The sequence below is a fragment of the Bacillus sp. JKS001846 genome, assembly GCF_900176455.1.
GTDB classification, from domain to species: domain Bacteria; phylum Bacillota; class Bacilli; order Bacillales; family Bacillaceae_G; genus Bacillus_A; species Bacillus_A cereus.
Window position 1 is genome coordinate 1,472,752 of the sequence record NZ_FWYG01000001.1, and the last position, 17,631, is coordinate 1,490,382.

Here is a 17,631-nt window from a genome sequence, read left to right on the forward strand (position 1 = left end):
TGATAATGAAATATTTGCTTACGGCTGATAAATCTTAGGATGATCAAGTCATTAGTCATTTATTCTAAAATTCATCTTTTAGCAACGTTAAAAACCTGTGATTCCATATGTTCTCATAAAAATCAATTGTCTCTTTTGCGGACATAAAAGGATTATTCAACGTAGAGGTTGTTTTCTGTACCATAAAGTTTTCGTATCCTAGTCCGTGGGCAAACTTAATCGTAGCATCCATACAGTACTCTGTTTGGGCGCCACAAAATTCAATGCAATTTACAGATAATTGATCTAAAATTTCTTTTAAGTTTGTTTTATAAAATGAATTTGCATGTGTTTTTCTTACAAAAAAATCTTGTTCTTGAACATCTAGATCGGTATGAATAGCCCAAAGTTCTTTCTCGGGTACTAAATCATCATCACAATGTTGAACAAAAAGGATTGGTTTATTTAATTTTCTGTATGAATAAATTCTTTTATTTACTTTTGTTAGTAAGTTCTGTAAATCAAATAAATGCTCCTCGCTATAACATACGCCATTTTGTAAATCGATAACGATTAAAATATCTGAACAAATATCCATTATTTTCACCCCTTTTTATTTCTTAATATATCAATTAATCCATTATTTAGAAATAGATGATATACTTTTATTTTTTTATGGACTATAAGAAAAGAAGAAATTCAAATGAATATAACTAAAACGCAGAAAAAGAAGATATGAAAATCTAATCTCATATCTTCTTTTTCTCTATGCATTTACAGGTTCTTCTACATAAGAAAGGGCATTTTCAAAATCGGATATTAAATCGTTAACATTTTCAAGACCGACTGATAACCGAAGTAATGAATTAGAGATTCCTCTTTTATCACGAGCTTCTTGCGACAGTGCTGCATGTGACATTTTTGCTGGATAAGAAAGAATTGACTCTACAGCTCCTAAACTAACTGCAAAAACAGGTAATTTTACTTTTGATAAAAATTGGCGGAGTGCATCTTCTGACTGCAAAGTAAACGATAAGACCGCTCCAGCTGATGTTGCTTGAGATTGTTGAATATCAAATCCGAGATGTGTTTGTAATCCCGGATAATAGACATTTTGTACTTTAGCGTGCTCTTGTAAATAATGTGCGATTTTATTGGCATTTTTAGCTGAATGCTCGAGGCGTACGTGCAATGTTTTTAGACCGCGAAGTACGAGAGAACAATCTTGAGGTCCTAAAATAGCACCGAATGCATTTTGTAAAAATCCAAGCTTTTGAGCGAGTTCTGCATCTTTTACTACTGCTAATCCGGCAGTAACATCACTATGACCAGCAATAAATTTTGTAGCACTATGAAGAACGACATCAGCTCCAAGTTCAAGTGGTTTTTGGAATAGTGGTGTCAAAAATGTATTATCAACAAAAGTAAGAGCGCCAATAGATTTTGCGAGTTTAGAAACCTCGCGAATATCTGTCACTTTTAAAAGTGGGTTAGAAGGTGTTTCTACATAAAAGAGCTTTGTATTTGGTTTCATGTTTTGTTTTATTTCTTCTAAATTGGTCATATCAACAAATGTATGTGAAACACCGTAACGGGAGAGTACCTCAGTTATCACTCGGTAAGTGCCTCCGTACACATCTTCTGAAATGAGTACGTGATCACCTTGTGAAAGAAGGAGGAATGCAGTGGAAATCGCTGCAATGCCTGATGCAAAGGCGAATCCTTTTGTTCCGCCTTCTAATAAAGCAATGATATCTTCAAGAGCTTCACGAGTTGGATTTCCTGACCTGCTATAGTCATATTTTCCGAACGTATCTACATCAAACTGGTGAAAAGTTGATGTGTTATAAATAGGAACGTTCACAGCGCCTGTTTGCGAGTCATGTTTATATTGGTTGTGTAGTAAGAGTGTATCTATAGAATAGCTCATATTCTTACACCTTCTTTTACGAGTTTAATGGCTTGCTTTAAGTCTTGAATTAAATCGTTACTATTTTCAATGCCAACTGAGAATCGAAGAAGACGATTGCATACGCCGTTTGCTGTTCTAATTTCTTCAGGAATATCAGCATGTGTTTGCGTTGCTGGATAAGTCATTAAACTTTCTACACCACCAAGACTTTCGGCAAATGTAATTAAGGATAAAGATTGTAAGAATGGATTAATCCAAGCTTCATCTTTAAGGCGGAATGAAATCATGCCGCCTCTTCCTGGATAAAATACATCTGTCACCCCGTCTTCATCATTTAAATACGCAACAACTGCTTTCGCATTTTCTTCATGTTGTCTCATGCGAAGCGCTAACGTTTTCATACCGCGAATTAATAACCATGAGTCAAATGGGCTTAAAACTGCACCTGATGCATTATGATAATGAGCGATTTCCTCGCAAAGTTCCTTTCCTTTTGCAACGACAAGCCCGCTTAGTACATCGTTATGTCCCCCTAAATATTTCGTTGCGCTATGAAGTACAATGTCAGCACCTTCTGTTAATGGTTGCTGTATATAAGGTGTGTAGAATGTGTTGTCTACAATAAGAAGTAGTCCGTGCCTTTTCGCTACAGTTGCGACAGCAGCAATATCAGTAACTTGCATTAATGGATTAGTTGGAGTTTCTATGAAAATAGCCTTCGTTTCAGTTGTGATAGCTTGCTCAATTTGTTTAATAGACTGTGTATTTACGTATCTACATCGAACATTCCATTTTTTTTCATGCTCAGAAAATAATCGATACGTTCCCCCGTATAAATCTTCAGATACAATAAGTTCGTCTCCAGAGCGGAATAGAGAAAGGACGAGGAGAACAGCCGCCATCCCTGAACTACAGGCATAACCTTGTTCGCCATATTCTAAGTCTGCGATCGCCTGTTCTAAAAGACCGCGAGTTGGATTGCCAGTTCGTGAATAGTCAAAGCCAGTAGATTTACCAATTCCTTCGTGGCGATAAGCGGTTGAGAAATAAACTGGTGGATTAACCGTTCCAGTTGTAGTTTCACTACGATTTCCGATTTGTGCTAGTTTTGTTTCGATTGTTGACATGTGAAAATTCCTCCTTTTTAAATTGAAACATTAAGTGAATATAAAATAAAAAAAGCCTTCTAAGAAGAAGGCTTTCGGTTTGAATAGAGTCTTCTTCTCATCTGTCAAATCTTTCACAATTTGCTGGAATTAGCACCTTATTAACAAAATGTTAATGGTTGCTGAGGCGTCACAGGGCCAGTCCCTCTACCTCTCTAGATAAGAATGTTCGTATGAAATTTTTATTATGTTTTTAACTTTACAATAAAAGATAATTGAATTGCAACTTTATTTTAAATAATTTTTATTTTTCCGCAAGTGTCATTGACTTTTACTTTTGTGCATGCTAAATTTATTAAAAAATTAACAAACATTGTTAAAAGGGGAACGCATTTCCTTTTAGCTACATAAATAAAATAATAAAGACAACTCTTATTGAGAGCGGTGGAGGGAAAGGCCCTGTGAAACCCGGCAACCTTCAAACGAAATGTTTGAAACGGTGCTAATACCTGCAAAACGAATGTTTTGCATAATAAGAGGAGGAACAATTATGTCCCCCTCTTCAAAGTGAAGAGGGGGTTTTTATATTGATAGAAATGAGGGAGATTCGTGAAATTACTAGATTTATTATCAAAAGGAGTTGTAATAGGTGATGGTGCGGTTGGAACGTTATTGCATTCACATGGTTTGCAAAGTAGCTTTGAAGAATTGAACGTATCTGATCCAGATCTAATTATATCCATTCATAAACAATATGTAGCTGCTGGAGCAGATGTAATTCAAACGAATACGTATGGAGCAAATGAGGCGAAATTACGTATGTATGGTTTAGAAAATCAAGTTACAAAAATTAATAGAGCGGCAGTGAAATTAGCGAAAGCATCTGTGACAGATAAAAATGCAATTTTAGGAACAATTGGTGGTATGAAACATATCGGAGCTGTTACAACGACTGATATGGAAAGGGAGTTTATGTTACTTGAACAGGCGGGGGCTTTACTAGAAGAACAGGTTGATGGATTACTATTAGAAACTTTTTATGATGAATTTGAATTACTTCATGCTGTTAAAGTGTTGCGTAAGCAAACGAATATTCCGATTGTTGCGCAATTAGCGTTACATGAAGCAGGTACGACTCAAAATGGAAATGATGTCAATGAAATATTAAAGCAGTTTATAGATTACGGTGCAAATGTTGTTGGATTGAATTGTCAACTGGGGCCGCTTCATATGACGGAAGCTTTCAAAATGATATCGATTCCGCAAAATGGCTATTTATCAGCATACCCAAATGCAGGTCTCCCGAATTATGTAGAGGGACGTTACGTATATGAGGGAAGTCCAGCTTATTTTGAAGCAATGACACCGAAATTTATTGAGCAAGGTATTCGGTTATTGGGTGGCTGTTGTGGTACGACTCCAGAACATATTCAAAGTATGAAGCGCGCTGTTGCGAATATTACCCCTGTAATAGAAAAAGAAACGATTCAAAGGCCAAAAGTCGTTCATACGCATGAGAAACGTTCGAAGGCTCACGTCACTCTAGCAGAGAAAGCAAAAAAACAAACGACAGTTGTAGTGGAATTAGATCCACCGAAAACGTTAGATACACAGCGTTTTTTTGAAGGAGCAAGAGCGTTAAAAAGAGCGGGAGCAGATGCTATTACTCTAGCAGATAATTCATTAGCATCGCCTCGTGTCTCTAATATGGCGATGGGTGCGTTATTAACGAAGCATGATATCCCAGTATTGACGCATTTAACGTGTAGAGATCATAACGTCATTGGACTACAATCTCATTTGTTAGGTTTATCGGCGTTAGGGATGGAAGAAGTGTTAGCTTTAACTGGTGATCCAGCGCGCGTTGGTGATTTTCCCGGTGCCACTTCTGTATATGATTTATCCTCTATTGAGCTTATTAAAATGATTAAAGAAATGAACGATGGACGTTCAATTTTAGGGAAATCAATTGGACCGGCGACAAGGTTTTCTGTAGGCGGCGCATTTAATCCTCACGTGAGGCACTTAAAAGCAGCGGTTAAGCGAATGGAACGAAAAATAGATGCTGGAGCGGAGTATTTTTTAACTCAGCCAATTTACGATATCAAGTTAATTGAAGAAGTGTATGAAGCGACAAAGCATTTGGAACAACCTATTTTTATTGGAATTATGCCGTTAGTAAGTAAGCGGAATGCAGATTTTCTTCATTTTGAGGTGCCAGGTATTACTCTTCCTGAAGAAATAAGAGAGAGAATGGATGGACATGAAACGAAAGAGGCAGCAATTGAGGAAGGGATTCGCATTTCACAAGAATTGGTCGACGCAGCGATGAAATATTTTAATGGTATTTATCTTATTACACCATTTTTAAAGTATGAAATTACAGAACATCTTGTTAAATATGTAAGAGAAAAGCAAGAAGTGAAAGAAGGTATTAATTGATGAAGTGTATAGAAGAAAAATTGAAAAATAGCATTTTAATATTAGATGGTGCAATGGGGACAATGATTCAGCAAGAGGATTTAACTGCTGAAGATTTCGGAGGAGAAGAGTACGAGGGCTGTAATGAATATTTAGTGGAAACAAGACCAGACGTTATTTTAAAGATTCATAAAGCTTATATTGAAGCTGGAGCGGATATTATTGAAACAAATACATTTGGGGCAACGAATATTGTACTAAGTGATTATGAGCTGTCTCATTTAGATGAAGAACTAAATGAAAAGGCAGCACTTTTGGCGAAGCAAGCTGTTAAAGAAAGCGGGAATGAAGTATATGTTGCGGGAGCGATGGGACCAACAACGAAAGCAATTAGTGTTACTGGTGGTGTGACTTTTGAAGAATTGATTGAGGCTTATACAAGGCAGGCACGAGGATTATTAAAAGGAGAAGTTGATGTATTACTCGTTGAGACGAGTCAAGATATGCGTAACGTGAAAGCAGCTTATATTGGAATTCAAGCTGCTTTTGAAGAACTGAAAAAAACGGTTCCTATTATGATTTCAGGTACGATTGAGCCAATGGGAACGACTCTGGCTGGGCAAACAATTGAAGCTTTTTATTTATCAGTAGAACATATGAAACCATTATCTGTTGGGTTAAACTGTGCGACTGGTCCGGAGTTTATGAGGGACCATATTCGTTCACTATCTGATTTATCGGAGTGTTACATTTCTTGTTATCCAAATGCAGGTCTTCCTGATGAAGATGGACATTACCATGAATCTCCATCTTCTCTTGCTGAAAAGGTGAAGCGATTTGCTGAAGAAGGGTGGGTTAATATTATTGGTGGTTGTTGTGGCACGACACCAGAACATATAAAAGCAATGAAATCCGCGCTAGCATCTCTTAAGCCTCGTGACCATCATGAGAGAGAAGGACATGGAATTAGTGGATTAGAAGCACTGCAATATGATGAGTCTATGAGACCGTTATTTGTAGGTGAAAGAACGAATGTTATTGGGTCACGTAAATTTAAACGATTAGTAGCAGAAGGGAAATTTGAAGAGGCTGCTGAAGTGGCAAGAGCGCAAGTGAAGAAAAATGCTCATATTATTGATATTTGTATGGCAGATCCTGATCGCGATGAAATAGAAGATATGGAAAACTTCTTAGCAGAAGTTACGAAAGTTTTAAAAGTACCGATTATGATTGATTCAACAGATGAAAATGTGATGGAGCGAGCTCTTACTTATATTCAAGGAAAAGCTGTTATTAATTCAATTAATTTAGAAGATGGAGAAGAACGATTTAAAAAAGTGACACCGCTTCTTCAGAAGTATGGTGCTGCTATAGTTGTAGGAACAATTGATGAAGACGGTATGGCGGTTAGTGCGGAGCGAAAGATAGAAATTGCGAAAAGAAGCTATGAATTACTTACAAAGAAGTATGGGATACGCCCGTCAGATATTATTTTTGATGCACTTGTGTTTCCGGTAGGGACAGGTGATGAAGAATATATTGGTTCAGCAGCAGCGACTATAGAAGGAATTCGCCTTATTAAAGAAGCGTTACCAGAGTGTTTAACGATTTTAGGGGTAAGTAACATATCATTTGGTTTACCACCGGCTGGACGTGAGGTATTAAATTCAGTCTTTTTATATCATGCTACGAAAGCAGGGTTAGATTACGCGATTGTGAATACGGAAAAATTAGAACGCTATGCGTCGATTCCAGAGGAAGAAAAACGCCTTGCAGATGCACTACTGTTTGAAACGACGAAAGAGACGTTAGAAGAATTTACAAACTTTTACCGAGTTGCTAAAAAGAAAGATGTCGTTGTGCAAGAAACGTTAACGCTTGATGAAAGACTAGCAAATTATATTGTAGAAGGTACGAAACAAGGATTACAAGAGGATTTAAGTCTTGCACTTGAAGAAGGAAGAAAACCTCTTGATATTATTAACGGTCCGCTTATGACAGGGATGGATGAGGTAGGACGACTATTTAATAATAATGAACTTATTGTTGCTGAAGTATTGCAAAGTGCCGAAAGTATGAAAGCTGCTGTAAGCTATTTAGAGCCACATATGGAATCTAGTGATAGTGCGAAAAAAGGGAAAGTATTATTAGCAACTGTAAAAGGTGACGTGCATGATATTGGGAAAAATCTCGTTGAAATTATTTTAGCAAATAACGGATATGAGATTATTAATTTAGGAATTAATGTACGTTCGGATCGAATTGTTCAAGAAGTACAAGAAAAGAAACCGGATATTATAGGCCTTTCAGGTTTATTAGTAAAATCAGCGCAACAAATGGTAACGACTGCTGAAGATTTAAAAGCGGCAAATATTGATGTGCCCATTGTTGTAGGTGGTGCAGCGTTAACGAGAAAGTTTACAGATAATCGGATTTCACCATCATATAAAGGACTCGTTTGTTATGCGAGTGATGCGATGACGGGGCTCGATATTATTAATAAGCTTCAAAAAGAAGAAGAGCGTGAGAAGATGAAACAGGATAAAAAAGAACGTCATCTTCATATCGTAAAAAAAGAGGAGAAGAAAGTAGAAATTCCAGCAGTAATTGAGCCATTACCGAAGGCTGAAGTTATCGTGCCTGATTCAACAAAACGAATTGTATTACGCGATATTCCGGCCCTTCATCTCGCTCCATTTTTAAATAGACAAATGCTACTTGGGCATCACCTTGGATTAAAAGGAAATGTGAAGAAGCTTTTGAAAGAGGGAGATAAGAGAGCACATGAATTAAATGATTTAATAGATGAATTATTGCAGGAAGGACAATCTTGGTTAAAGCCGAAAGCGGTGTATCAATTTTTCCCAGCGCAAAGCGACGGACAAAACATTGTAATATATGATCCAGAAGATCATACGCGTGTTATAGAGCGTTTCACATTCCCTAGACAAGGAAAGGCTCCCTATCGTACTTTAGGTGATTATTTGCGCCCAATAGGAGATGAGATGGACTATGTTGCTTTCTTATCTGTTACGGTTGGGGAAGGAGTTCGGGACATTGCTGAAGAGTGGAAGGCGAAAGGTGATTACCTACGTAGTCATGCCATTCAATCGTTAGCGCTTGAATTAGCGGAAGGACTTGCTGAAAAAACACATATGCTCATTCGTGACCGCTGGGGCATTCCGGACTCACCTGAACTGACGATGGAAGAACGTTTCCGTACGAAATATAGAGGAATACGAGTGTCATTTGGTTATCCGGCGTGTCCAGAACTTGCAGATCAAGAAAAGCTATTTCGCTTAATTCATCCAGAGGAAATAGGTATTTCATTAACAGAAGGATTCATGATGGAGCCAGAAGCGTCCGTAACGGCTATGGTATTTTCTCACCCTGAGGCAAGATATTTTAGTGTATTATAGTCTAGAAGGGGGAGACGTATGAAGAAAATAGTCTTTACAGGTGGCGGTTCGGCAGGACATGTAACACCTAATTTAGCCATTATCCCATATTTACAGGAAGACAACTGGGATATCTCTTATATTGGTTCTCATCAAGGTATTGAGAAAACGATTATAGAAAAGGAAGGCATTCCCTACTATAGTATTTCGAGTGGAAAGCTACGTCGTTATTTTGATTTGAAAAATATAAAAGATCCTTTTCTTGTAATGAAGGGTGTTATGGATGCGTATGTAAGGATTCGAAGACTAAAACCAGATGTGATTTTTTCAAAAGGCGGTTTCGTATCTGTACCAGTCGTAATTGGAGGATGGCTAAATAGAGTACCAGTTTTATTACATGAATCTGATATGACACCAGGACTAGCAAATAAAATTGCGCTTCGTTTTGCTTCGAAAATATTTGTTACATTTGAAGAAGCAGCGAAACATTTACCGAAAGAAAAAGTAATATATACGGGATCTCCTGTACGTGAAGAAGTGCTGAAGGGAAATCGTGAAAAAGGTTTAGCGTTTTTAGGTTTTTCACGTAAAAAGCCAGTTATTACGATTATGGGAGGCAGCTTGGGCGCGAAAAAAATTAATGATACGGCTCGAGAAGCATTACCAGAACTTCTTAAAAAATATCAAATTGTTCACCTTTGCGGAAAAGGTAACCTTGACGAAAGTTTACAAAATAAAGAAGGATATAGACAATTTGAATATGTACATGGAGAACTGCCAGACATATTAGCGGTAACAGATTTTGTTATTTCACGCGCGGGCTCCAACGCAATTTTTGAATTTTTAACATTACAAAAGCCGATGGTTTTAATTCCATTATCGAAATTTGCAAGCCGTGGAGATCAAATATTAAATGCAGAGTCCTTTGAAAGGCAAGGGTATGCCTCCGTGTTATATGAAGAAGATGTAACTGTAAAATCTCTTATAAAGTATGTCGAAGAATTGAATCAAAATAATGAGAAGTATAAAACAGCACTAAAAAAATATAATGGAAAAGAAGCAATTAAAACAATCATTCAAAATATTTCAGAGGCATGATGAAACAATCATGCCTCTTTTAGTAGGGTGAAAGATTCCAAGAATTGATATTTTTATGTTACAATAAAGTGAAACTTTAATCAGTTGGGTTCATCCCACATCTAACTTCTTTACTGTTACTGAATTTTGAGGAGGGAGTCTTACTGCCCTCAAATAGCGGGATAACAAATGGGTTAATAGGGAAATTCCAATTAATGAGGCGTGAAAATACGAATGGATTAGGAGTGACTGTGTTGGAGCTAAGTCTCTATGAAAATACTGCACTTATTATATGCTTTGTGTTGTACGTTGGTAGTGTTATTGTTTATATTTCAAGGAAATTTTCGCAAGAAAGAGAGCTTGAAAAGTCAGAGATAACAGCTGAACTAGAAATGTTAGCTGATGAAAGTTATAAAAAACAAAAAATAAAAGAAGACCATGAAGCATCCCATCATTTAAACGCAAATAAGTTTTAAAGATGGGGATTTTTTTTGAAGTTGTTCTTTATTATAGCTATAACAAATAACGCTAAAAAGGAGTTTCCCCATACACAATGAAGGAGTGTATATAAATGAATTTTTATATCGCCTCAGGTTTCCAAAATAAACATCTTGTACATTCCGTAGCAAATGAACTGAAACATGCAGGATGGCACCATACATATGATTGGACCAAAAATGAAAGAGCAGCGAATGAAGAACAATTAAGAGAAATTGGTCAGGCAGAACGAAATGCTGTAAAAGAAGCGGATGTATTTTTACTTATATTAGATGGTGGAAACGGGAGCCATACAGAGTTTGGAATGGCGATTGCACTAGAGAAAACGATATATGTATATCATGCAGGAAACCCGCTCCAAACAACGTTCTATCACTTGCCAGAAATAAATATTTTTGAAGGAGATGTAGCTGAGTTTGCATCTTTTGTTATGAATCATGTGAAATAATAGTAACTACCTAAAAGGTTATAAAAGTGATCTTTTGGGTACAGTGATGATAAGAAACGTATATAAAGGAGTACATAATATGAAATTAGAAAATGGATGGGAAACGAGCTTTTTAGAAGTCGTACAAAATAGTGAATTTAAGAAAGAGGCACTTCTTAGTCAATTGCTTTGTCAGGATAGTGAAGAAGTAGAAGAGCTTGTGGATGATTACGGCTACGAAGAACTTGTTGAACGTGAACATGATGATGAGTTAGCTGAAATCTTAGGAGAAGAACTTTTTAGTGAGATAGAACGCCAAGTATTCTTATCTTCAAACCCAGAAGAAAAACTTATTTCATTCGTCAATGGATTAGGTTTTCATGTGCTAGATTGGATCGTTCTTCTTGAAACAGAATTTGGCATTGATAGTGCAAACTTTACATCAGATGCTGTGAAGGTGTTAGAAAAGCGTTTCAGACAGTTTCCATACATAGAGGACAAGACAATTTTTGATATGACATTTGGAGAATCGATGGATGTATTAGAATCTGTTACAGGATTACAACTAAAGGAAAAGATGAACGTATAATGAAAAAAGAACGTGATTGGATCACGTTCTTTTTTTACATAATAATAATTTTATCATCTAGTTTTGTCTGCCCGGTAAGAAGTGCGTTTAAATATTCCACTTTTCTTATACAAGCTTGTATATGTCTTTCAATCTCTTGTAACTCTGCTTGGTGATGCGTTTCAATTGGATGAATTTGTACGTTGAATTTTTCAAATTGACTACTATATGTTATTTCTGCATAGCCGCTCATAATATCGGTTTCGTTATGAAATAAAAATTGCTTCGTTTTGTCACAGAATGATACATCCTGAAAGCCATATACTTTTAATGCTTCAATTACTTTTTTAATCATTTTTGTATTCATTTTTTAACCCTCTTTACGAAGTTCTACTTATATATTATAACATAAAAAATTACATAGAAAGCGCTTCCAAGTGTATTTTATTATAAACTTTACGTTTCAATCACAAAAATGAAACAAAGAAAAAATAATTGTAAAGAAGGAAGGACTCTTTTATTGTTTCGTCATATATATAGAGAAATAGTGCAATGAAAGGAAATTTTCCGAGGTGGAGATCGTATTTCCAATTTGAGCGCAGTAAAAGAGGTGAGAATTTTGAACTTTGATATTGTAGGACAAAAAGCATATATAAAAGATGGACCGCATCGGAACCGAATTGGAATTGTAAAGAAAAACGAGACAAAATTAGCATCGCAGTTTGCTATTGTAATTGGAGAACAAATCATTGATGTAGAGCTAAAGGATATCGTGTTAGTTGGAGTAGACGTAGGACAATTTCATAAATGGTGCGAACAAAATGGTTATTTGTGAAAAGGACGGGCTGTGAGATAATGAAATATATTTGAGGAAAGAGGATATGTTATCATATTCTCTTTTTCTATGTTTCAGGAGGCGAAAATGAAATATAAAGAACAGGAGTTTACGTTGGAGTTAAAAGAGAACATTCAATGTATGGAGAAGGAAATAGAGCGAATATCACTTAAACTGCATAAAGAGTATGCGCATTTATACATAGAAAAACACATGGAATTAGATATGGGATTTGCAAGAGAAAAAGAGAATCCCTTTGAGGTGGGTTATTATTCATCAGTTGCCATAGCTATATTAGATGAGGAAAAAGAGATGATTGAATTTCACTATATTCCAATTTGGAAATGCGAAAGAATCTTTTTAGGAATGTCAATTCAATCAAACATTTTTGGGAGTAAGAAAGTAGGGGAACTTGTTGATGAATCTTGTTATGAGATTGAGGAGGAGTTAAAAGAGCAACTAGAAGAATACTTGGAGTAAGAATTCTCAAGATAAAATCTATAAAGAGGGAACGGAATAAAAAAGACGCTAACAATTGTATGTTAGCGTCTTTTTTTCATTATGAAGCAATTTCACCAGTTTTTGTATCATCTTGATTGTACGTATCTTGATCTAATTCACCAAGCCATTTACTTGAAATAAGACCTGCTGTCATAGAACCACTTACGTTAAGAGCTGTACGCCCCATATCGATTAATGGCTCAACCGAGATAACTAGAGCAACAATACCGATTGGTAAGTTCATTGTAGATAGTACGATTAAAGCTGCGAATGTTGCGCCGCCACCAACTCCGGCAACACCGAATGAGCTAATAGCAACAACAGCGATTAAAGTTAAAATAAATTGTGGTTGTAATGGATCAATTCCTACAGTTGGAGCGACCATCATTGCAAGCATTGCTGGATAAATACCTGCGCAACCGTTTTGTCCGATAGATACCCCAAATGAAGCTGCGAAGTTTGCAATTCCTTCGGAAATACCAAGCTTTTCTTTTTGAGCTTCAATATTTAATGGCATCGCACCAGCACTAGAGCGAGATGTGAATGCAAAAGTTAGTACAGGGAACACTTTTTTCAAATATTGAATTGGATTTAAACCAGACAATGCAATTAATAATAAGTGAATGATAAACATTACGATAAGTGCTACGTAAGAGGCTAACACGAAGTTACCAAGTTTTAAAATAGCATTTATATCGCTACCAGCAACTGTTTTTGCCATAAGAGCTAATACGCCGTATGGAGTAAGGCGTAAAATTAATGTTACCATACGCATTACGATTGCATATACAGCATCAAGCATTTTCTTAAATAGTTCTGCTTGTTCTGGATATTTTCGTTTTACACCTATAAAGGCAATGCCGATAAAGGCTGCAAATATTACGACAGAAATTGTTGATGTTGGACGAGCGCCTGTTAAATCAAGAAACGGATTTGTAGGCAATAGCTCTAATAATTTATCTGGAATTGTTGTCTTTTCAATAGAAGTAAATCTTTCTTCAACTAGTTTCAGACGAGCAGATTCTGCATCACCTTGTTGCAAGCCTGCTGCAGATACATCAAATCCTGCACTTGCAGCGATACCGACAGCTGCAGCGATTCCTGTAGTAAGAATTAAAATTCCGATAATAAGACCACTGATTTTACCAAGGTTTTTCGTTAACTGTAATTTTGTAAAGGCTGAAATAATAGATACTAAAATAAGTGGCATAACGATCATTTGAAGTAATTTCACATAACCGTTACCGATTAAGCCAAACCAAGTATTTGATTCAATAATTATTTTAGAAGTTGGTTCATAAATAAATTGTAATATAAGACCGAATATAATTCCGACTCCTAAAGCAGTAAATACACGTTTATTAAAAGATACATGCTTACGTTGCATATAATATAATACGCCAACTAAAATGAGCATGACTGCAACGTTAATTCCGACAAGCAGTGTATTCATGTTGATTCCCCCTAATTCCAATCTGTTATATAGAATATAAGGCAATAAAACCTATAAGTCAACTAGGAAATTCCGGGATTAAAAAAAAGATGGCAAAATGCCATCTTTTAATGTCCAGCCCCAGGGACAAGTAAAAATGTCGTGTAGTATGTAAATCCTATGAAGAAAACAGTTAAATATGCCCCGAATACGTATATATACATACGCTCTGTCAATTTTAAATAGCTTAAGAGTACGAAGAAACCTGTTTGTCCTAAAAATAGTAGTGCAGTCTGTTGCATATCTCCTACGTAAAACATAACCGAGAAAATTCCAGTCCAAAAGCCGAGAACGCGAAACATGCGATCCATGCCATTTCCCTCCTTTTCTAGAAAAAATAAAACCTCTTTTCATTATAGTTTATTTTTCTTACTATTGTAAATATTCGTTCATATAAAAAGAAGCCAATTATTATTGGCTTCTTTTTATATGAGAAATTAAATTGTTAGTTTATAATTACAAGATTTACATCCATCTAATAGACTATCATGTCGAGTTAATTCCATGTTAGGGAATAGGATTTCAAAAATTCCTTTCATCATATCTCCGTGCATGTTACAAATTTCAGTTGGATGATGAACAGCAACTTCTTTAAATGGACAATTGTGTACATCATAGAAAATTTTTGTTCCATCTGCACTTAATTCAAATGCAGGTGATAAGCCAGCTGTTGAGAAAGCTTCTTTTGCAATTTGAACTTTTTGTTCCACTGTTAAAGCATCTTCACTCACATTTAAACGTTGCATATGTTGTTGCATTAATTCAGCTCCGAATTGTTTTCCTGTTTCGTATAGAGCTTTCTCACCAGCAGCGCCAAGGCTAAGTAAAGAATTAAATGCGATTCTTGCTAACAATTGATAATCACGGAATGGAAATTGTAATTGGATAACATCTTCAGATAAGACATACAATCTGCTCGGTCGTCCGCCTTTTCCAGTTTTCTTCGTTTCCGATTTTAGCATATGAACATCTTCTAATTTAGATAAATGTAAACGCGCTACGTTTGGATGAATGTCAAACTCATCTGCAATTTCTTGTACCGTTACGTAACTATGTTTTTGCGAAATATATTTATAAATGTAATAACGAGTTGGGTCAGATAATACACCTGTAATTTTTAAAGCTTGTTCCATGAGGATCTCCACCTTTATCACTTTATCCAAGATAATAACATTATAATACAGATAAACATGAGTATAGGTAATTTCAGACAATAATTCGGAAATTGTTCATAATTTCACAAACATATTTTTCCTTTTTCCTCTATTGAAAATACAAAAGTCCAAATTTTTATTGCGAATGTTTTCATGCTATATACATAGTGAGGAGGGAAAAGTGATGAATGGGATTGAAATTTTCGCGAATACAATTTTAAAAGAAGCGTGTAGGGTACAAGCGTCAGATTTACATATTGTGCCCCGGCAGAAGGATGTAGCGGTGCAACTACGTATAGGAAAAGATTTAATGACGAGCCAGTGTATTGAAAAGGAGTTTGGAGAAAAACTTGTCTCACATTTCAAATTTTTAGCATCTATGGACATAGGAGAGAAACGGAAGCCACAGAATGGTTCGCTGTATTTGCAAATTGATGGACAAGAAGTGTATTTACGCCTTTCAACACTTCCAACAGTATATCAAGAAAGTCTCGTTATTCGCCTTCATTTACAAGCATCTGTTCAGCCCTTATCACATCTTTCGTTATTTCCAAGTACGGCAGCAAAACTACTCTCGTTTTTACGCTATTCACAGGGGCTACTCGTGTTTACTGGACCGACTGGATCTGGGAAGACGACGACAATGTATGCATTATTAGAAGTAATTAGAAAAAAGAAAACACGTCGCATCATTACACTTGAAGATCCGGTTGAAAAAAGAAGTGACGATGTATTACAAATTCAAATAAATGAAAAAGCGGGTCTCACATATGAAACAGGATTAAAGGCTATTTTACGTCATGATCCAGATATTATTTTAGTCGGTGAAATCCGGGATGAGGAAACAGCAAAAATAGCTATAAGAGCAAGTTTGACAGGACATTTAGTAATGACAACGCTGCATACGAATGATGCGAAAGGAGCAATCATTCGTTTCATGGATTATGGTATAACGAGGCAAGAGATTGAACAGTCTTTATTGGCTGTAGCTGCACAGCGACTTGTCGAATTGAAGTGTCCGTTTTGCAGAGGAAAGTGCTCAACTTTATGTAAATCAATGAGGCAAGTAAGGCAAGCAAGCATTTATGAGCTACTATATGGACATGAGTTAAAACAAGCACTTAAAGAAGCAGATGGAGAATGTGTTACTTACAAACATGAGACTTTAGAATCGTCAATACGAAAAGGATATGCTTTAGGTTTTTTAGAAGAAGATGTTTATGTTTAAGAAAACTTGGAGTTTAAGTGATCAAGTAGTATTGTTGAAACGTTTAGGAGAATTATTAGAAAAAGGCTACTCTCTTTTACAAGCATTAGAATTTTTACAGTTTCAATTACCTGTAGAAAAGAAAGTACAATTGCAGCGCATGATTGAGGGGTTAAAAGATGGGAAAAGTCTACACGATTCTTTTCATCAGTTAAAGTTTCATCAGGACATGTTAAGTTATCTATTTTATGCCGAGCAACATGGTGATATTTCTTTTGCTTTGCAACAAGGAAGTGTACTTCTTTATAAGAAAGATAAGTATAGGAGAGACATGATGAAAATAATGCAGTATCCTATGTTCTTGATGTTTTTTCTACTAATCATGCTTTTTATTTTTAACCTCATTTTATTACCTCAGGTTGAAATGGTTTATAGTTCGTTCGGTTCTAATACACCACTACTTACAGAACACATTTTAAGTGCAATAAAACTGCTACCATACATTATTTTAACCGCTATTTTAACTGTTATTATTGGATGTAGTTTATACATGTTGTATTTTAGGAAACTTCCACATATTAGACAGGTAAAAATCATGCTTCGTATTCCTCTCATCAAAACATTTCTTATTTTAAAGCATTCACATTATTTTGCTACTCAGTTGAGTGGTTTATTAAATGGTGGACTATCAGTATGCGAAGCTTTAACAATAATGATGGAGCAAAGATATCATCCGTTCTTTCAATATGAAGCGAATCGGATTGAAAGACAATTAATTGGAGGAGAACAGTTACAATCTATCATTGCTAAAAGTGGGTATTACGAGAAAGAACTTTCTTATGTTATTACGCATGGACAAGCAAACGGCAATTTAGGGATTGAATTAGGTGACTATAGCGATCTTATTATGGAAAAGATAGAACGAAAAATTAAACATATGTTAGTTATCATTCAGCCTATTTTATTTACATGCATTGGAGGAATCGTTGTCCTTATGTATTTAGCGATGATTATGCCGATGTTTCAAATGATGAATTCTATTTAGGGGGCATTTGT

17 protein-coding genes and 2 riboswitches are annotated in these 17,631 nt (G+C 35.8%); of the genes, 10 read left to right on the forward strand and 7 right to left on the reverse strand.

Going from position 1 to position 17,631, the window contains the following annotated elements:
• Window positions 1-64: 64 nt before the first annotated feature.
• The 3 genes from B9A45_RS08035 to metI all read right to left on the reverse strand — a co-directional run bounded on the left by B9A45_RS08035 (window position 65) and on the right by metI (window position 3,018).
• On the reverse strand, window positions 65-577 hold the full coding sequence (locus B9A45_RS08035) for a cysteine hydrolase family protein (protein ID WP_000350341.1): 513 nt from the start codon (window positions 575-577) through the stop codon (window positions 65-67).
• Window positions 578-745: 168 nt separating this feature from the next.
• Window positions 746-1,909 (reverse strand): cystathionine beta-lyase, encoded by a 1,164-nt coding sequence (gene metC, locus B9A45_RS08040; RefSeq protein ID WP_000122302.1) that lies wholly within the window; start codon window positions 1,907-1,909, stop codon window positions 746-748.
• Window positions 1,906-3,018, reverse strand: a complete 1,113-nt coding sequence (gene metI / locus B9A45_RS08045) for a cystathionine gamma-synthase/O-acetylhomoserine thiolyase (RefSeq protein ID WP_000103889.1) — start codon at window positions 3,016-3,018, stop codon at window positions 1,906-1,908. Before metI ends, metC begins: the two co-directional genes overlap by 4 nt.
• A gap of 94 nt (window positions 3,019-3,112) precedes the next feature.
• A riboswitch (SAM riboswitch) is annotated at window positions 3,113-3,223 on the reverse strand.
• Between the two features lie 203 nt (window positions 3,224-3,426).
• A riboswitch (SAM riboswitch) is annotated at window positions 3,427-3,536 on the forward strand.
• A 70-nt stretch (window positions 3,537-3,606) separates the two neighbouring features.
• Between metI and B9A45_RS08050 the strand changes: the two genes are divergently transcribed.
• From B9A45_RS08050 to B9A45_RS08075, 6 genes are all read left to right on the forward strand, one after another.
• Window positions 3,607-5,439, forward strand: a complete 1,833-nt coding sequence (locus tag B9A45_RS08050) for a bifunctional homocysteine S-methyltransferase/methylenetetrahydrofolate reductase (protein ID WP_084063974.1) — start codon at window positions 3,607-3,609, stop codon at window positions 5,437-5,439.
• The gene (gene metH, locus B9A45_RS08055; protein WP_061138952.1) at window positions 5,439-8,837 is read left to right on the forward strand and encodes a methionine synthase; all 3,399 of its coding nucleotides are present in this window, start codon (window positions 5,439-5,441) and stop codon (window positions 8,835-8,837) included. The genes B9A45_RS08050 and metH overlap by 1 nt, the downstream gene beginning before the upstream one ends.
• Before the next feature lie 18 nt (window positions 8,838-8,855).
• A complete protein-coding gene (gene murG / locus B9A45_RS08060; protein ID WP_000724782.1) occupies window positions 8,856-9,914 on the forward strand; it encodes an undecaprenyldiphospho-muramoylpentapeptide beta-N-acetylglucosaminyltransferase in 1,059 nt (352 codons plus the stop codon).
• Between the two features lie 194 nt (window positions 9,915-10,108).
• Window positions 10,109-10,369, forward strand: a complete 261-nt coding sequence (locus B9A45_RS08065) for a DUF3966 domain-containing protein (protein ID WP_001250699.1) — start codon at window positions 10,109-10,111, stop codon at window positions 10,367-10,369.
• Between the two features lie 95 nt (window positions 10,370-10,464).
• Entirely contained in the window at window positions 10,465-10,839 is a 375-nt protein-coding gene (locus B9A45_RS08070) for a nucleoside 2-deoxyribosyltransferase (protein WP_001012333.1), read from the forward strand.
• Between the two features lie 79 nt (window positions 10,840-10,918).
• A complete protein-coding gene (locus B9A45_RS08075) occupies window positions 10,919-11,407 on the forward strand; it encodes a hypothetical protein (protein ID WP_000764261.1) in 489 nt (162 codons plus the stop codon).
• Between the two features lie 34 nt (window positions 11,408-11,441).
• Here the strand turns inward: B9A45_RS08075 and B9A45_RS08080 are convergent, their stop codons facing one another.
• The gene (locus B9A45_RS08080; RefSeq protein WP_001093237.1) at window positions 11,442-11,753 is read right to left on the reverse strand and encodes a hypothetical protein; all 312 of its coding nucleotides are present in this window, start codon (window positions 11,751-11,753) and stop codon (window positions 11,442-11,444) included.
• 252 nt (window positions 11,754-12,005) lie between these two features.
• On the opposite strand from B9A45_RS08080, the gene B9A45_RS08085 reads away from it, so the two are divergent.
• Together B9A45_RS08085 and B9A45_RS08090 are read left to right on the forward strand one after the other, a co-directional pair.
• Complete coding sequence (locus B9A45_RS08085; protein WP_001008326.1) at window positions 12,006-12,221, forward strand: DUF3912 family protein; 216 nt, start codon at window positions 12,006-12,008, stop codon at window positions 12,219-12,221.
• Between the two features lie 87 nt (window positions 12,222-12,308).
• Complete coding sequence (locus B9A45_RS08090; RefSeq protein WP_000875390.1) at window positions 12,309-12,701, forward strand: hypothetical protein; 393 nt, start codon at window positions 12,309-12,311, stop codon at window positions 12,699-12,701.
• Between the two features lie 79 nt (window positions 12,702-12,780).
• Here the strand turns inward: B9A45_RS08090 and B9A45_RS08095 are convergent, their stop codons facing one another.
• The 3 genes from B9A45_RS08095 to B9A45_RS08105 all read right to left on the reverse strand — a co-directional run bounded on the left by B9A45_RS08095 (window position 12,781) and on the right by B9A45_RS08105 (window position 15,347).
• Window positions 12,781-14,175, reverse strand: a complete 1,395-nt coding sequence (locus tag B9A45_RS08095) for an L-cystine transporter (protein WP_001094331.1) — start codon at window positions 14,173-14,175, stop codon at window positions 12,781-12,783.
• Between the two features lie 107 nt (window positions 14,176-14,282).
• Window positions 14,283-14,525 carry a DUF2626 domain-containing protein gene (locus tag B9A45_RS08100; RefSeq protein ID WP_016111662.1) on the reverse strand — a complete coding sequence of 81 codons (243 nt, stop codon included), beginning with the start codon at window positions 14,523-14,525 and terminating at the stop codon, window positions 14,283-14,285.
• Between the two features lie 126 nt (window positions 14,526-14,651).
• A complete protein-coding gene (locus B9A45_RS08105) occupies window positions 14,652-15,347 on the reverse strand; it encodes a helix-turn-helix transcriptional regulator (RefSeq protein WP_000434124.1) in 696 nt (231 codons plus the stop codon).
• Between the two features lie 205 nt (window positions 15,348-15,552).
• Between B9A45_RS08105 and comGA the strand changes: the two genes are divergently transcribed.
• On the forward strand, window positions 15,553-16,596 hold the full coding sequence (comGA, locus tag B9A45_RS08110; protein WP_001013185.1) for a competence type IV pilus ATPase ComGA: 1,044 nt from the start codon (window positions 15,553-15,555) through the stop codon (window positions 16,594-16,596).
• The gene (comGB, locus tag B9A45_RS08115) at window positions 16,583-17,620 is read left to right on the forward strand and encodes a competence type IV pilus assembly protein ComGB (protein ID WP_002101326.1); all 1,038 of its coding nucleotides are present in this window, start codon (window positions 16,583-16,585) and stop codon (window positions 17,618-17,620) included. Before comGA ends, comGB begins: the two co-directional genes overlap by 14 nt.
• The last annotated feature ends 11 nt before the right edge of the window (window positions 17,621-17,631 follow it).

Excerpts from the sequence above, each read along its gene's own strand:
- metH (WP_061138952.1), top strand. The coding sequence starts at position 5,439 with ATGAAGTGTATAGAAGAAAAATTGAAAAATAGCATTTTAATATTAGAT.
- comGB (WP_002101326.1), top strand. The coding sequence starts at position 16,583 with ATGTTTATGTTTAAGAAAACTTGGAGTTTAAGTGATCAAGTAGTATTG.
- murG (WP_000724782.1), top strand. The coding sequence starts at position 8,856 with ATGAAGAAAATAGTCTTTACAGGTGGCGGTTCGGCAGGACATGTAACA.
- B9A45_RS08090 (WP_000875390.1), top strand. The coding sequence starts at position 12,309 with ATGAAATATAAAGAACAGGAGTTTACGTTGGAGTTAAAAGAGAACATT.
- metC (WP_000122302.1), bottom strand. The coding sequence starts at position 1,909 with ATGAGCTATTCTATAGATACACTCTTACTACACAACCAATATAAACAT.
- B9A45_RS08080 (WP_001093237.1), bottom strand. The coding sequence starts at position 11,753 with ATGAATACAAAAATGATTAAAAAAGTAATTGAAGCATTAAAAGTATAT.
- B9A45_RS08065 (WP_001250699.1), top strand. The coding sequence starts at position 10,109 with ATGAGGCGTGAAAATACGAATGGATTAGGAGTGACTGTGTTGGAGCTA.
- B9A45_RS08070 (WP_001012333.1), top strand. The coding sequence starts at position 10,465 with ATGAATTTTTATATCGCCTCAGGTTTCCAAAATAAACATCTTGTACAT.
- B9A45_RS08100 (WP_016111662.1), bottom strand. The coding sequence starts at position 14,525 with ATGGATCGCATGTTTCGCGTTCTCGGCTTTTGGACTGGAATTTTCTCG.
- metI (WP_000103889.1), bottom strand. The coding sequence starts at position 3,018 with ATGTCAACAATCGAAACAAAACTAGCACAAATCGGAAATCGTAGTGAA.
- B9A45_RS08095 (WP_001094331.1), bottom strand. The coding sequence starts at position 14,175 with ATGAATACACTGCTTGTCGGAATTAACGTTGCAGTCATGCTCATTTTA.
- B9A45_RS08105 (WP_000434124.1), bottom strand. The coding sequence starts at position 15,347 with ATGGAACAAGCTTTAAAAATTACAGGTGTATTATCTGACCCAACTCGT.
- comGA (WP_001013185.1), top strand. The coding sequence starts at position 15,553 with ATGAATGGGATTGAAATTTTCGCGAATACAATTTTAAAAGAAGCGTGT.
- B9A45_RS08075 (WP_000764261.1), top strand. The coding sequence starts at position 10,919 with ATGAAATTAGAAAATGGATGGGAAACGAGCTTTTTAGAAGTCGTACAA.
- B9A45_RS08035 (WP_000350341.1), bottom strand. The coding sequence starts at position 577 with ATGGATATTTGTTCAGATATTTTAATCGTTATCGATTTACAAAATGGC.